This window comes from Enterococcus cecorum (assembly GCF_052119425.1).
Taxonomy (GTDB): Bacteria; Bacillota; Bacilli; order Lactobacillales; family Enterococcaceae; genus Enterococcus_E; species Enterococcus_E cecorum_C.
Genome location: NZ_JBQKFH010000006.1, coordinates 14,265 through 28,788, shown reverse-complemented (window position 1 = coordinate 28,788; position 14,524 = coordinate 14,265). Strand labels below are relative to the sequence as shown.

12 protein-coding genes are annotated in these 14,524 nt (G+C 37.0%); 11 read left to right on the top strand and 1 reads right to left on the bottom strand.

From position 1 onward, the window contains the following. The first annotated feature begins 8 nt into the window (after nucleotides 1-8). From ACTQZM_RS02335 to ACTQZM_RS02300, 8 genes are all read left to right on the top strand, one after another. Nucleotides 9-1,295 (top strand): dihydroorotase, encoded by a 1,287-nt coding sequence (locus tag ACTQZM_RS02335; RefSeq protein ID WP_441652777.1) that lies wholly within the window; start codon nucleotides 9-11, stop codon nucleotides 1,293-1,295. Beyond that, complete coding sequence (locus ACTQZM_RS02330; RefSeq protein WP_208945334.1) at nucleotides 1,295-2,383, top strand: carbamoyl phosphate synthase small subunit; 1,089 nt, start codon at nucleotides 1,295-1,297, stop codon at nucleotides 2,381-2,383. The genes ACTQZM_RS02335 and ACTQZM_RS02330 overlap by 1 nt, the downstream gene beginning before the upstream one ends. After that, a complete protein-coding gene (gene carB / locus ACTQZM_RS02325; protein ID WP_441652776.1) occupies nucleotides 2,376-5,558 on the top strand; it encodes a carbamoyl-phosphate synthase large subunit in 3,183 nt (1,060 codons plus the stop codon). The genes ACTQZM_RS02330 and carB overlap by 8 nt, the downstream gene beginning before the upstream one ends. A gap of 68 nt (nucleotides 5,559-5,626) precedes the next feature. Continuing rightward, entirely contained in the window at nucleotides 5,627-6,418 is a 792-nt protein-coding gene (locus ACTQZM_RS02320) for a dihydroorotate dehydrogenase electron transfer subunit (protein ID WP_441652775.1), read from the top strand. Continuing rightward, nucleotides 6,418-7,356 (top strand): dihydroorotate dehydrogenase, encoded by a 939-nt coding sequence (locus tag ACTQZM_RS02315; protein ID WP_168930063.1) that lies wholly within the window; start codon nucleotides 6,418-6,420, stop codon nucleotides 7,354-7,356. Before ACTQZM_RS02320 ends, ACTQZM_RS02315 begins: the two co-directional genes overlap by 1 nt. Beyond that, nucleotides 7,343-8,056 (top strand): orotidine-5'-phosphate decarboxylase, encoded by a 714-nt coding sequence (gene pyrF / locus ACTQZM_RS02310; protein WP_441652774.1) that lies wholly within the window; start codon nucleotides 7,343-7,345, stop codon nucleotides 8,054-8,056. Before ACTQZM_RS02315 ends, pyrF begins: the two co-directional genes overlap by 14 nt. Continuing rightward, the gene (gene pyrE, locus ACTQZM_RS02305) at nucleotides 8,053-8,688 is read left to right on the top strand and encodes an orotate phosphoribosyltransferase (RefSeq protein WP_113842581.1); all 636 of its coding nucleotides are present in this window, start codon (nucleotides 8,053-8,055) and stop codon (nucleotides 8,686-8,688) included. Before pyrF ends, pyrE begins: the two co-directional genes overlap by 4 nt. Before the next feature lie 95 nt (nucleotides 8,689-8,783). Next, nucleotides 8,784-9,482, top strand: coding sequence for a carbonic anhydrase family protein (locus tag ACTQZM_RS02300; protein WP_441652773.1), 699 nt, complete (start codon nucleotides 8,784-8,786; stop codon nucleotides 9,480-9,482). 44 nt (nucleotides 9,483-9,526) lie between these two features. On the opposite strand, the gene efbA is transcribed toward ACTQZM_RS02300, so the two are convergent. After that, nucleotides 9,527-11,230: a fibronectin-binding protein EfbA gene (gene efbA, locus ACTQZM_RS02295; protein WP_441652772.1), complete on the bottom strand. Its 1,704-nt coding sequence runs from the start codon at nucleotides 11,228-11,230 to the stop codon at nucleotides 9,527-9,529. 447 nt (nucleotides 11,231-11,677) lie between these two features. Here efbA and trpX point away from each other — a divergent pair, with 447 nt between their 5' ends. The 3 genes from trpX (at nucleotide 11,678) to ACTQZM_RS02280 (ending at nucleotide 14,421) form a co-directional block, all read left to right on the top strand. Next, on the top strand, nucleotides 11,678-12,688 hold the full coding sequence (gene trpX / locus ACTQZM_RS02290; RefSeq protein ID WP_441652771.1) for a tryptophan ABC transporter substrate-binding protein: 1,011 nt from the start codon (nucleotides 11,678-11,680) through the stop codon (nucleotides 12,686-12,688). A gap of 84 nt (nucleotides 12,689-12,772) precedes the next feature. Then, nucleotides 12,773-13,657: an ABC transporter permease gene (locus ACTQZM_RS02285; protein ID WP_047241869.1), complete on the top strand. Its 885-nt coding sequence runs from the start codon at nucleotides 12,773-12,775 to the stop codon at nucleotides 13,655-13,657. Nucleotides 13,658-13,659: 2 nt separating this feature from the next. After that, complete coding sequence (locus ACTQZM_RS02280) at nucleotides 13,660-14,421, top strand: ABC transporter ATP-binding protein (protein ID WP_441652814.1); 762 nt, start codon at nucleotides 13,660-13,662, stop codon at nucleotides 14,419-14,421. Nucleotides 14,422-14,524: the final 103 nt, after the last annotated feature.

Here is a 14,524-nt window from a genome sequence, read left to right as displayed (position 1 = left end):
GTAAGTATATGAAAACTTTATTAAAAAATGGACGAATTGTTACAAAAGAAAATACCTGTCATCAAGTAGATATTTGGGTAGAGGATAAAAAGGTTTTCGCTATCGGATTAGATTTTGCAGAAAAAGACTTTGATCAGGTGATTGATTTAAAAGGAAAATTCGTCATGCCAGGATTGGTTGATGTACATGTTCATTTTAGAGAGCCTGGTTTTACGTATAAAGAAACGATTTTAACAGGAAGTCAAGCAGCGGCAAGAGGTGGTTTTACCAGTGTCTGTGCGATGCCAAATCTTGATCCCGTTCCAGATAATGTAGAGAATTTTCAAAAAGTTCAGGAAATAATTGATCGTGATGCTTGTGTGAAAGTGTATCAATATGCCTCCATAACTGAAAAATTAAGAAGCGAAGTGTTAACGGATCAAGTGGGACTTAAAGCTGCGGGTGCCTTTGCTTTTACGAATGATGGTGTTGGTGTTCAAACCGCTGGAACCATGTATTTGGCAATGAAAGAAGCTGCTAAAAATAATATGGCCATCGTGGCTCATACAGAAGACGAATCACTTTTATTTGGTGGCGTGATGCATGCTGGTAAACGTGCAGAAGAATTAGGTTTACCAGGAATTTTAAGTGCGACAGAAAGTTCTCAAATAGCTCGTGATTTAATTTTAGCAGAAGAAACGGGTGTGCACTATCATGTCTGTCACGTCTCAACGAAAGAAAGTGTGCGTATTATTCGTGAGGCTAAAAAATCAGGGGTTCATGTGACTTGTGAAGTTTGTCCGCACCATCTACTGTTAAACGATATGGATATTCCTGAAGATCATGGTTTTTGGAAGATGAATCCGCCATTAAGAGCGAGTGAAGATCAGCAAGCACTCATTGAAGGTCTTTTAGATGGCACGATTGATTGTATTTCAACCGACCACGCGCCACATGGTCATGATGAAAAATGTCAATCTTTCCTAAAAGCACCATTTGGCATTGTTGGTTCGGAATATGCCTTCCAGTTAATCTATACAAAATTTGTTAAGACGGGTATTTTCACTTTAGAACAAGTCATGAATTGGATGGCGATTAAGCCGGCGGAAATATTTGATTTACAAGCAGGTCAATTAGCTGTTGGTAGTCAAGCGGACATTGCAGTGTTTGATATTGATCATGAATATGTAGTTGATGCCGCTAATTTTAAATCAAAAGCGGATAATACGCCGTTTACAGGTTGGCAATTATTTGGTGATACCTATCTAACAATGGTGGATGGTCAAATTGTCTATCAAAAGGAGGCAAATAACTAATGAAACGTTGGTTAATTTTAGAAGATGGGACGCATTTTGTTGGTGAAGGCTTTGGCGCGACAAATAGTGTGGTTGGTGAGTTGGTTTTTACTACAAGTATGACCGGTTATCAAGAAACCATCACTGATCAAAGTTTTAATGGTCAAATTATTACTTTCACCTATCCAATGGTGGGAAATTATGGGGTTAATCGTGATGACTATGAATCGATTGCACCTACATGTAAAGGTGTCGTAGTAAAAGAGCATGCTAGACGTGGAAGCAATTGGCGTAATCAAATGACTTTAGATGAATTCTTAAAGCGTAAAGGGATTCCAGGTATTTCAGGGATTGATACCCGTGCATTGACGCGTAAAATTCGCCAACATGGAACGATGAAGGCAAGTATTGTTGATGCAGCCGATGATTTCAATCATGCTTATGACCAATTAAAAGCAGCCGTGCTTCCAACGAATCAAGTCGCCCAAGTATCTACTGCTAAGCCTTATCCAAGTCCTGGTACTGGATTGAATGTAGTAGTGATTGATTTTGGCTTGAAACACAGTATCATGCGCGAGTTTTCGAAACGTCAATGTAATTTAACGGTTTTACCTTATAATACGACTGCCCAAGAAATTCTAGAATTGTCTCCAGATGGTGTCATGCTAACAAATGGCCCAGGCGATCCTAAGAGTGTGCCGGAAGCCATTGAGATGATTCAAGGAATACAAGGAAAAGTGCCGATTTTTGGTATTTGTTTAGGTCATCAACTGTTTTCATTAGCAAATGGTGCGGATACATTTAAAATGAAATTTGGTCACCGCGGTTTAAATCATCCGGTAAGAGAAATCGCAACTGGCCGTGTCGACTTTACCTCACAAAATCATGGCTATGCAGTAGATGCCAATACAATTGATCCTGAAAAATTAATTGTAACGCACGTGGAAATTAATGATGGCACGATTGAAGGGGTTCGTCATCGCCACTATCCAGCTTTTAGTGTGCAATTCCACCCAGATGCTGCACCTGGTCCGCATGATGCCTTATATTTATTTGATGAATTTATCGAAATGATGGAAGCATGGAAGGAGAAACAGAAAAATGCCTAAACGTACAGATATTTCAAAAATTTTAGTCATTGGTTCAGGGCCAATCATTATTGGACAAGCCGCTGAGTTTGACTATGCCGGAACCCAAGCTTGTTTAGCTTTGAGAGAAGAAGGCTATGAAGTTGTATTGGTAAACTCTAATCCAGCAACCATTATGACCGACCGCGAAATTGCGGATAAAGTGTACATTGAGCCGATTACTTATGAGTTTTTAGCGCGAATATTACGTAAAGAACAACCAGATGCCATTTTACCAACATTAGGTGGACAAACTGGCTTAAACATGGCGATGGAATTATCTAAATCAGGAATTTTGGAAGAATTAGGAATCGAATTATTAGGGACTAAGCTTTCAGCCATTGACCAAGCAGAAGACCGTGATTTATTCAAACAATTAATGGAAGATTTAAACCAACCTATTCCTGAATCGACTATCATCAATACCGTGGATGCTGCAGTTGATTTTGCCAATGAAATCGGCTATCCAATCATTGTTAGACCAGCATTTACTTTAGGTGGAACTGGTGGCGGAATGTGTAATAATGAAGAAGAACTCCGTCAAATTGCCGAAAATGGCCTAACGCTTTCTCCGGTTACACAATGTTTAATTGAACGTAGTATTGCTGGTTTTAAAGAGATTGAATATGAAGTGATGCGTGATAGTGCAGATAATGCCATTGTGGTTTGCAATATGGAAAACTTTGACCCAGTTGGTATTCATACCGGTGATTCGATTGTTTTTGCACCAAGCCAAACTTTATCTGATATTGAATATCAAATGTTACGGGATGCTTCTCTATCCATCATTCGTGCCTTGAAAATTGAAGGAGGCTGTAACGTTCAATTAGCCTTAGATCCAAATAGCTTTAATTATTATGTGATTGAGGTAAATCCTCGGGTTTCTCGTTCTTCTGCCTTAGCAAGTAAAGCGACGGGGTATCCAATCGCCAAATTAGCAGCAAAAATTGCAGTTGGTTTGACCTTAGATGAAATGAAAAATCCTGTTACTGGAACCACTTATGCTGAATTTGAACCAGCTTTAGACTACGTAGTTGCCAAAATTCCACGTTGGCCATTTGATAAATTTGAAACTGGTGAACGTCTGCTTGGTACGCAAATGAAAGCAACTGGTGAAGTCATGGCAATTGGCCGTAATATTGAAGAATCACTGTTAAAAGCTGTGCGTTCATTAGAAATTGGTTGTATCCATGTTGAAATTCCTGAATTGGGTCAAGTCGATGACGCACATTTAATGAATCGTATTGTTAAGGCCCAGGATGATCGTCTATTTTACTTAGCAGAGGCTTTACGTCGCGGATTTTCAATTGAAGAATTACATCAAATGACAAAGATTGACTTATTCTTCCTTGACAAATTATTGCATATTATCGAAATTGAACAACAGTTAAAAGAAGCAGTTCAAGATGTAGATACGTTACGTTTAGCCAAACAAAATGGTTTTGCGGATAAAAAGATTGCTGAGCTATGGCAAATGACAATTGAAGAGGTTCGCCAATTTAGATTAGCCAATCAAATCAAACCTGTTTATAAAATGGTTGATACTTGTGCGGCAGAATTTGAATCAAGTACGCCATACTTCTATAGTACTTATGAATTTGAAAATGAATCGATTCGCTCGCCTAAAGACTCAGTATTAGTGTTAGGCTCAGGTCCTATCCGTATCGGTCAAGGGGTAGAGTTTGACTATGCGACCGTTCATTCGGTTAAGGCCATTCAAAAAGCTGGTTATGAAGCAGTTATTATGAATAGTAATCCTGAAACGGTTTCTACAGACTTTTCAATTTCTGACAAACTATATTTTGAACCATTGACAATTGAAGATGTTTTAAATGTGATTGAATTAGAGCAACCAATTGGCGTGATTGTACAATTTGGTGGTCAAACTGCGATTAATTTAGCCGAACAATTAGTAAAAAATGGCGTTAATATTTTAGGTACGCAAATTGAAGACCTTGATCGTGCAGAAAATCGTGATTTATTTGAACAAGCCTTAAAAGATTTAAATATTCCACAGCCACCTGGTGATACCGCAACGAATAAAGCTGAAGCCGTAGAAATTGCTAAACGTATTGGATATCCGGTACTAGTCCGTCCAAGTTATGTCTTGGGAGGTCGTGCGATGGAAATTGTCCAAAATCAAGCGGACTTAGAAGACTATATGGAAAATGCAGTCAAAGCTTCTCCAGAACATCCAGTTTTAGTGGACCGATATTTAGTTGGTAAAGAATGCGAAGTTGATGCAATCAGTGATGGAAAAAATGTCTTAATCCCTGGAATCATGGAACACATTGAACGTGCCGGTGTCCACTCAGGAGATTCAATGGCTGTTTATCCACCACAAACTTTATCACCAGAACAAATTCAAACGATTGAAGACTATACTAAGCGACTAGCCATTGGTTTAAATTGTGTGGGCATGATGAATATCCAGTTTGTTATTCATGATGATCAAGTTTATGTCATTGAAGTCAATCCGCGAGCAAGTCGTACAGTACCATTCTTAAGTAAAGTAACTGGTATTCCGATGGCGCAAGTAGCAACTAGAGCGATTCTAGGGGAAGATTTGGCAGAAATGGGATATCCAAATGGGTTATATCCAACTAGTGAAAACGTTCATATTAAAGCACCGGTCTTCTCATTTACTAAATTGTTAAAAGTAGATACGTATTTAGGACCTGAAATGAAGTCAACAGGTGAAGTTATGGGTTCAGATAAAAATCTGGAAAAAGCATTGTATAAAGCTTTTGAGGCAAGTGGTTTGCATATTCCAAGTTTTGGTACAGTTTTATTCACGATTGCTGATGATAGCAAAGAAGAAGCACTTTCCTTAGCCAAACGTTTTGTCGAGATTGGCTTTAGTATTTTAGCTACTGCAGGAACAGCGAAATACTTTGAACAAAATGGCATCAAATGTAAGACAGTGGCTAAGATTCATCAAGCCTCTGAAAAACATGTAATTGATTATATTCGTGATGGTAGCTTACAAATGGTGATTAACACGATGGATAAAAATCGTCAAAATAATGCTGAAGATGGCTTCCATATCCGCCGTGAATCTGTTGAACATGGTGTGCCGCTTTTCACTTCATTAGATACAGCCGATGCAATCTTAAAAGTAATGGAATCTCAAGAATTTACAACTCAAGCAATTTAACGTGAAAGATAGGCAAGATCATTCTTGCTTATCTTTTAAAATGATGGCAGGAAAGGAAAGGTAGTGGCATGAAACAAGAATTAATGACAGTGGTCTCAAATATTCAACTTGCACCTAGAATTTTTGAATTGGTCTTAACGGGACAATTGGTCAAAGAAATGCATCATCCAGGACAATTTTTACATTTACGTGTCCCACAAGCAGATTTGTTATTACGTCGACCAATTAGTATTAATCAAATCAATCAAGAAAAACAAACAGTGACTTTAATCTATCGTGTGCAAGGACAAGGGACACAAGTTTTCTCTCAATTACAAGCAGGCGATCAATTAGATTGTATGGGGCCTTTAGGAAATGGATTTAGTCTTGATGGCGTTCATGTAGGCGATAAGGTCTATATTATTGGTGGTGGGATTGGCATACCACCATTGTATGAACTATCCAAACGATTAATTGAAAAAGGCGTACAACCTGTGCATTTCTTAGGTTATGCCAATAGTGAAGTGAGCTATTATATTGATGAATTTCAAGCACTTGGTCGCACCTTGATTGCTACAGATGATGGTTCGATTGGCTTTAAGGGAAATGTTGGCCAGCTTTTGGATGATTATTTATCAAAAAATCCAGAAATGCCAAAAGCGGTTTTCACTTGTGGCAATAATGGGATGTTAAAAAAAGTAGAAAGCTTATTTTATCAAAAAGTAGCCGATGTTCAACTCTCTTTGGAATCAAGAATGGCTTGCGGAATGGGTGCATGTTATGCCTGTGTCTGTCATAAAAAAGATGATCCAACCAAACAAGCAAGTGTAAAAGTTTGTGATGAGGGACCAATTTTTCAAGCTGGGACGGTGATTTACTAATGAATCGATTACAAGTCAAACTACCTGGATTAAATCTGAAAAATCCAATTATGCCCGCTTCTGGTTGCTTCGGATTTGGGAAAGAATATGCCAAATATTATGATATTGAACAGCTCGGGGCAGTCATGATTAAAGCGACCACCCCAGTTGCTCGTTTTGGCAATCCTACGCCGCGTGTGGCAGAAACACCAAGTGGCATGTTGAATGCAATTGGTTTACAAAATCCGGGGTTAGAAGTTGTCATGAATGAAATCTTGCCCCATTTAGCAAAAGAATTTCCACGATTACCAATTATTGCCAATGTTGCTGGTTCTACAAAAGAAGATTATATCGAGGTTTGTGGTAAAATCGGGGATGCCAAAAATGTACATGCCATCGAGTTAAATGTTTCTTGTCCAAATGTCAAACATGGCGGAATTGCCTTTGGTACTAATCCTGAAGTGATATTTGATTTAGTCACTGCGGTTAAAAAGGTCAGTAGTGTACCAATTTATGTCAAACTTTCACCAAATGTTACGGATATCATTCCAATTGCTCAAGCGGTTGAAAGTGCCGGCGCTGATGGCTTCTCAATGATTAATACTTTATTAGGGATGCGCATTGATTTAAATACCCGAAAACCAATTTTAGCTAATCAAACAGGTGGCTTATCAGGTCCGGCAATTAAACCAGTCGCCATTCGCTTAATCCATCAAGTAGCAAGCGTTTCTGATTTGCCAATTATTGGGATGGGGGGCGTGATGCATGTCGATGATGTCATTGAAATGTATCTTGCTGGAGCGAGTGCCGTAGCGGTAGGCACAGCGAACTTCACGGACCCTTATATTTGTCCAAAATTAATTGAGGCCTTACCAAAGCGGATGGATGAACTAGGAATTGAAAGTCTATCCCAATTAATTCAAGAAGTGAGAGAGGAAAAGAAAAATGCACGAAAATAGACCTATCATTGCCTTAGATTTTGCTTCAAAAGCGCAAATCGAACAATTTTTAGCGAAATTCCCTGCAGACGAATCACTATTTGTGAAAATTGGGATGGAATTATTTTATCAAGAAGGCCCAGCGATTGTCCAATTTTTAAAAGAACAAGGTCATGATATTTTTTTAGATTTAAAATTACATGATATTCCTAACACGGTCGAAAAAGCTATGAAAGGAATCGCTAAACTTGGCGTAAAATTAACCAATGTTCATGCCGCAGGTGGTATTCAAATGATGCAAGCAGCACTAAAAGGACTAACGGAAGGAAGCAATGGAAAAGTGCCCATGTTAATTGCAGTTACGCAGCTAACTTCTACTAGCCAAGAACAGATGAACCAAGAACAAAAAATTCCTGGTGATTTATTAGCAAGTGTGATTAATTATGCCAAATGTAGCCAACAAGCTGGATTAGCAGGAGTGGTTTGTTCAGCCTTGGAAGCTAGTGCCATCCATCAAGCAACGAGTGACGACTTTGTCTGCTTAACACCTGGTATTCGTCCAAGTGGCAGTCAAGTTGGTGATCAAAAACGTGTGGTAACCCCAGCCTTAGCCAAAGCGTATGGTGCTAATTTTATCGTGGTGGGAAGACCGATTACCCAAGCTGAGAATCCTTATGAAGCTTACCAAGCAATTAAAAAAGAATGGAATGGTGAAGAATGAGTCTATCAATTGAGCAACAAGTAGCACAAAATTTATTAGCGATTAAGGCGGTATTTTTAAGCCCAAATGAACCCTTTACTTGGGCGAGTGGGATTAAGAGTCCAATTTATTGTGATAACCGTTTAACGATGAGTTTTCCTAAGGTTCGTCGTTTAATCGCCAAGGGGTTAGCTGAAAAAATCAAAAAGCAATTTCCTGAAGTCGAAGTAATTGCTGGCACTGCCACTGCTGGGATCCCGCATGCTGCCTGGGTAGCAGAAATTTTAGATTTACCAATGGTGTATATCCGTAGTAAGGCGAAAGATCATGGAAAAGGCAATCAAATTGAAGGTCAAATTACCCCTGGTCAAAAAATGGTTGTAATTGAAGATTTAATTTCTACAGGTGGAAGTGTACTAGAAGCATGTCAGGCAGCCAAACGAGAAGGAGCTGATGTCTTAGGGGTAGCAGCTATTTTTACCTATGAATTACCCAAAGGAGCGACTAATTTTAATACAGCAAAATTACCACTTGTTACCTTGACCAATTATACAACGCTTATTCAAACTGCTCTTGAAGAAGGTTACATTTCAGAGGCTGACTTAGCTTTACTTACAGCTTGGAAACACGATCCAGAAAATTGGTTAAAATAATCCATTTTTGTTAATATAAGGATATCAGGCTAATCTTACTTTTAATCAATTGAAAAGTGAGTATTAGCCTTTTATTATAAAGGACGGTGAAAGCGATGCATCAAAATTTAGATGTTTATTGGGATTATAGTGGGAATACTGGACCAGAATGTTGGCATTTATTGTGCGATAGATTTAAAAAAGGAGCGGAATTTGCCTATCAGTCTCCGATTCATTTAAAAAAGCAAGAAACAATAGCGATTCCAACATCAGAGAAGATTCAATTCTTTTATCAGAAACAAAAATTTACAGAGAAGGAATTCAAAAATACCATTCACTTTGTTCCTTTTGATCAACTTTCGCATTTGGTTTATCATGGTGAAAAATATTTTTTAACAGATATTCATTTTCATATGCCTAGTGAACATGTATTAGATGAAATTCAAGCCCCTTTAGAATTTCATTTGGTGCATACAAGTAAAAAACAAGTGAATCTGGTTGTGGGCATCTTATTTGAAACTGTCTTTATGTCCAATCACATCTGTCACGATTATGGAGATGAAATTTGGGATTTTGATCATCATATTCAGTGGTTTAATCCGGATATCTTTTTACCAAATCAAAAAAGTTTTTATCACTATGTCGGTTCATTAACAACACCGCCTACTGTAGGACCGATTCAGTGGTTTGTTTTTGATGAAGTAGGACAAATGAATAGTGAACTTATTAAAATGTTTAAAAATGAGCTACTTCTTAAAAATAATCGGCCCTTACAGAAGAGAAAAGGACGCTTGATTTATTATCACGAAGAATAACAAAAACGTTATCTGACCTATTCGGAAAGATAACGTTTTTTTCTTTATTGTTTTCTTAAACGTTCGATAACATCAGCTTTAGGTGTGACAAAGTTAGTCGTTTGATTAGTGTAGATGACAAAGCCCGGTTTTGCACCATTTGGTTTCTTGATATATTTGACTTGTACACAATCGACAGACACTTGGGCTGAATAGCGATATTTTGAGAAGTAGGCAGCTAGTTCACTTGCTTCTAAGATATCTTGATCACTTGGTTGGTCCGTTTTTAAAATGACATGTGATCCAGGTATATCTTTGGTATGGAACCAGTAATCCGTTTTTCTAGCTTGCTTTAAGGTTAATTGATCATTTTGTAAATTATTTTTACCGACTAATATTTCGATCCCACTTGATGTTTGATAGCTATCTGGTTTACTTGGTGTTGCTTTTTTACTTCCTTTGATTTGTTTGTTTTTTAAATAGCCTTGACTGACTAGTTCTTCACGAATTCCCTGTAATTCAGTTGGTTCAGCTAGTTCTAATTGTGCTAGAACAGATTCAAGATAATCGATTTCGGCTTTTGCTTCATCAATTTGTTCGTGAATTAATTTGACTGCATTGCGCAATTTTTGATAGCGTTGAAAATATTTTTGCGCATTTTGATTAGCAGATAAGGCTGGATTTAAAGCGATTGTTAATGGCTGGTTATTTTCGTAATAATTATCCAAAGTTACTTTTTCAGCTCCTTTGGGTACTTGTGACATGAAGGTAGTGAGTAATTCGCCTTTTTGTCTTAAAATCTCAGCATTTTCGGATTCTGCTAATGTTTGTTCACGCTTTTTGAGCTTGGTTTGATTGCGACTTAACTCATTTTCCACTTTTTTGATTAATTCATTCCCTTGCTGGCGTACGCGATCTCGTTGGGCTTTATCATGGTAAAAGGCTTCAAGTAATTCGCTTAAGGTATTAAATTCCTGAATTTCTTCAGCTTTGTTTGTTTGGTAAGTATAATTGATTGGACTAAAAAATTCTTTTTGATTGATACGTGTTAAAGTAGGCTGAATTTGTTTTAACTCTTGAAAGAATGTTTGCCAAACTTGGATTTTATCGTTTGGATGTTGTTGCAAACGATAAATTAACTCATTTGCCGTATCTTTTCCAAGCCCTTGAAATTTTTGTTGCAAGTATTTGGCAGTTAATTCATTGGTTTGTGAGAGTAATTCAAATAGCTGTACTTTATCGATGGTAAATGGATTAGCTGCTGTTTGCTTTGGTGGATGGACATATTCGACACCGGGAAGTAATTGGCGATAACTATTTTGTGAGCTGCCGATATGTTTAATAGCATCTAAAATTTTACCTGTTTGTTTGTTCACTAAGCAAATCGTACTATGTCTGCCCATCAGTTCCACAATCAAAATAATTTCTTGCATATCTCCGAGTTCATCGCGCTTTTTGATATGAAAATGCACAACCCGGTCATTGTCGATTTGTTCTAGAAAATCTAAAATGGCACCGTCCAAATATTTTCTAAGCATCATAATAAAATTTGGTGGTGTATCTGGATTAACATAAGGGGTTTGTGTTAATTGGATACGTGCATAACTTGGATGTGCAGAGATTAATAATTTATGATTTTTTCCTTGTGACCGGATAGTTAAGATAATTTCATTTTCATAGGGTTGATGAATTTTACTGATTCGACCACCACTTAGTTGTTGATTTAATTCATCAACCATTAAATGGGTAAAGATTCCATCAAATGACATATACTTTCCTCGTTTCTTTCAGATTACTTTTCTTATTATAGCTAAGTTTTCAGTAAAAATAAAATAAAATCTATGTCTTTTATATGTATATGTATTATGTCAACTAATAGAAAAAGATTAAAAAGTTTTCATTTTTTTATTGACGAGTCCTAAATATTTTTGTATATTAGAACCATCAAATACAGGAGGTCGTCATTATGAAATTATCAAAGCAAAACACAGCATACAAAGCATGGCGTTTTTGGCGTAGATAAGATTGTATTGAGGACAATTCCATAGATACAATCTTTTTAATGAACGAAAAAGTTTGTATCTATGCCGGTTATAATTGAATTTGCCCGCATAGATGTCGATCCTATGCGGTTTTTGTTTAGGCAATTTCCAATTAGGAGGTTGCTTTTTTATTTTTTAAAAGATGAATTTTAAATGAGTTAGGAGAAATGAATGATGAAAAATAAGGGATTAATCGCTAGTGTCATTGTTATTTTAGCAGTTGTGATTGGCTTTTTTATCTATCAAACAATGAATACGCCAGCAAAAACGACAAAAAAAGCTGAGGATAAGGTGCAAACAGTCGGTATTTTACAGTTTGTTTCACATCCAGCTTTAGATACAATTACTAAGGGGGTAAAAGACGCCTTAAAAGAAGCAGGCTATCAAGAAGGTAAGAATTTAAAGATTGTCTTTCAAAATGGTCAAGCCGATCAAAGTAAATTAGCGACTATGAGTCAACAGTTAGTCGACAAAAAAGCCGATGTATTGGTTGGGGTTGCGACACCAGCTGCCCAAAGTTTAGCGAATACGACTAAAGATATTCCAATTGTTTTAGGGGCAGTTACTGATCCTGTAGGGGCAAAATTAGTGGCTAGTTTAGACAATCCTGGAGGAAATGTTACTGGAGTATCTGACCAACCACCAGTCGCTTCTCAAATTAAATTAGGTAAAGAATTATTGCCAAATGCAAAAACAGTAGGGATGCTTTATTCATCAACAGAAGTCAATTCAAAATATCAAGTGAATGAAGCTAGCAAAACAGCGGAATCACTTGGGATGGCAGTGAAAGAATATCCAGTTGCTTCAACCAATGAAATTGCGCAAACCGTTCAAGTGATGAGCCAAAATGTTGATTTTATTTATATTCCTCTTGATAATACGATTGCCAATGCGATGCAAGCAGTCGTTGGAGAAGCAAATAAATCTAAAACACCAATTATTACTTCAGTAGATACGATGGTTGAACAAGGTGGTTTAGCAACTGTGGGGATTGATCAATATACTTTAGGTAAGAAAACAGGACAAATGGTCGTGCAGATTCTAAAAGGTGCTGATCCTTCTGTAACCCCAGTCTATACCTTTAAAGATGGTGTGACCGTCTTGAATGAAAAACAAGCCGAATTTTTAGGTATTCAAATTCCAGATAATCTGAAAAAAGAGGCACAAATTGTAGGCAATAAATAATAAACATGATATAGTGAAATAGGTCTGACTTGGACTTATTTCACTTATTTTAAATTTTTTTGATGATAACGCTTGGAGGTTAAAATGATTATTTCAGCAATTGGTCAAGGGCTTTTATGGAGTGTCCTTGGTCTAGGTATCTTTATGACTTATCGTATTTTAAATTTCCCGGATATGACGACAGAAGGTTCATTTCCTTTGGGTGGGGCAGTCTGTGTTACAGCAATTACGCATGGGATTTCCCCAATATTAGCGACTCTATTAGGAATTTTAGCTGGAATGGGGGCTGGGCTAGTGACGGGCTTGCTTTATACGAAAGGCAAAATACCGGTTATTTTAGCAGGAATTTTAGTCATGTCTGGGCTAAATTCTGTAATGCTATTTGTGATGCAGTCCCCAAACCTTTCATTATTGCACCAACAGCGACTTTTTGACTTTTTTAATAAGATGCCTCTTCCAGATTATTTTGATATTGTTTTTATGGGCTTCATCATTGTTGCAATTATCGTTGCATTATTATATTTCTTCTTTGATACCCATTTAGGACAAGCCTATATTGCGACGGGTGATAATGAAACGATGGCCAAATCATTAGGAATCCATACAGATGCGATGAAAATTTTAGGTTTAGTTTTGTCTAATGGCGTGATTGCTTTATCTGGAGCCTTAATTGCGCAACACGATGGTTATGCAGATGTTTCTAAAGGGGTAGGGGTAATCGTTATTGGTTTGGCTTCGATTATCATTGGTGAAGTATTATATGGAAATTTAACTTTATTTGAACGTTTAATAGCCATTGTGATTGGTAGTATTATTTATCAATTATTGATTCTATTCGTTATTAAGGTTGGTTTTCCTACAACCTACATCAAGATTTTCTCATCCATGATATTAGCGATTTGTCTATTAATTCCACAATTGAGAAAAGCGTTGAACTTAAAGACAGGTTTAGAGGGGATGAGTAAATGAGTATGTTACGATTAGAAAATATTACTAAAATCATTCATAATGGTAGCAATGAAGAAAAAGTACTATTGGATCATATTGATTTTCAGGTTAATGCCGGTGATTTTGTGACGGTCTTAGGAGGAAATGGTGCCGGCAAGAGTACACTTTTTAATACGATTTCGGGGAGTTTACCAGCTACTTTAGGTAAGATTTTTATCGATAATCAAGAAGTCACGCATCTTAGTGAAGAATTAAGAGCACCTTTTATTGCTCGTGTTTTCCAAGACCCCAAAATGGGAACTGCACCTAGAATGACTGTGGCTGAAAATTTATTATTAGCAAAATTCCGTGGGCAAAAACGGAGCTTAAAGTTAAGAAAACTTAGTCAATATCAAGAGGAATTCTATCAATTATGTGCCCAAATCGGAAATGGACTCGAAGCCCATCTGCAAAGTGCGACCGGTGATTTATCTGGCGGACAAAGACAAGCCTTAAGTTTATTAATGGCCACTATCCAATCACCTAAATTATTATTGCTCGATGAACATACAGCGGCACTGGATCCAAAAACAGCCAAACAATTAATGCATTTAACAGCTGAAATTGTAGAACAAAAGCAATTAACTTGTATGATGATTACCCATCGCATGGAAGACGCACTGAAATATGGTAATCGTTTAATTGTATTGAAAAAAGGGAAGATTATTAAGGATTTATCAAATGAAGAAAAAGCGAAATTGACGATGAATGAAGTTTTACACTTTTTTGAAGATGACTTTATTTAGTTTATTCATTTATTTTTCACTTTTTTTAACAATTTCTCATTTTCCGTATTGACAATTGCGTGTACACGGCTTATACTGTTATCAATCTTACATCAGTTTGGAG